Origin of the sequence: Jiella mangrovi (assembly GCF_017815135.1) — a bacterium.
Taxonomy (GTDB): Bacteria; Pseudomonadota; Alphaproteobacteria; order Rhizobiales; family Rhizobiaceae; genus Jiella; species Jiella mangrovi.
Genome location: NZ_JAGJCF010000008.1, coordinates 1 through 805, shown reverse-complemented (window position 1 = coordinate 805; position 805 = coordinate 1). Strand labels below are relative to the sequence as shown.

The 805-nt window shown below is 62.0% G+C and carries 1 protein-coding gene and 1 rRNA gene; one reads left to right on the top strand and one right to left on the bottom strand.

Features of this window, described 5'->3' with window-relative positions; all coding sequences use genetic code 11:
- Positions 1-244 precede the first annotated feature (244 nt).
- Positions 245-359, top strand: a 5S ribosomal RNA gene (gene rrf, locus J6595_RS13000).
- 29 nt (positions 360-388) lie between these two features.
- Here the strand turns inward: rrf and J6595_RS12995 are convergent.
- A complete protein-coding gene (locus tag J6595_RS12995; RefSeq protein WP_209595000.1) occupies positions 389-604 on the bottom strand; it encodes a hypothetical protein in 216 nt (71 codons plus the stop codon).
- Positions 605-805 lie beyond the last annotated feature (201 nt).

The window sequence follows — 805 nt, the reverse complement described above, 5'->3', positions numbered from 1 at the left end:
CGGGGCTCGGACGGCGGCAGTTCGGACAGGGTGATTGGAAAAAATAGCTGCTGCCAAGCAGCAAACGAAAGACCAGGCTTCAGGAAATGGCGCGTTCGAGCGCTCGCCCGTCAGGGCGAACATCGCGAGGACAGCCCCGCTTCGAACGAAGCGGCGTCCCGAAGGGACGTCAGCCAAGCGAGCGGATGCTCGCGCCGGCGCCTGAGGCCAAGCTTCTCGAAGCTAACATTTTGCGATTGGCCGACCTGGTGGTTACAGCGGGGCGGCCGCACCCGATCCCATTCCGAACTCGGCCGTGAAACGCCCCAGCGCCTATGATACTTCGTCTCAAGACGCGGGAAAGTCGGTCGCTGCCAGGTCTGCCAATCGCAAAAACAAGCATTCTTCTTCAATCAAAACCAAAACGCCCCGCCAGGATATCATCCGGCGGGGCGTTTTGCGTCGGGACCTGCGTCAAGCTGAGAAGCCGCGTGCTCGTGCAGGTGAGCCGCCTTTTGGCGCGGCGGTTGGCGCCCCAGCCATGATGGCCGATGCGGGAGAGGACGTGCGCGCAGGGGTGCACAGTATCGTCATCATGAACGGTGGGGGTGACGGCGAATGCCATTCTTATGGTCATAGCCATTCCTGTCGCGGCGGAGCATGGGCGGGGAGGGGGCCTGCCGCAAATGACGGCGTCGCCTCTCCGTCCGCCCCATTGCGCTCTGAATACAGGATCGGGCGATAACTTCGCATCGCCCGATGCTGTAGATTCTATCTGGTGGGCCGGCTTATCGAAAAACCGGTTCCCACTTTTTCGCCCGGCGCT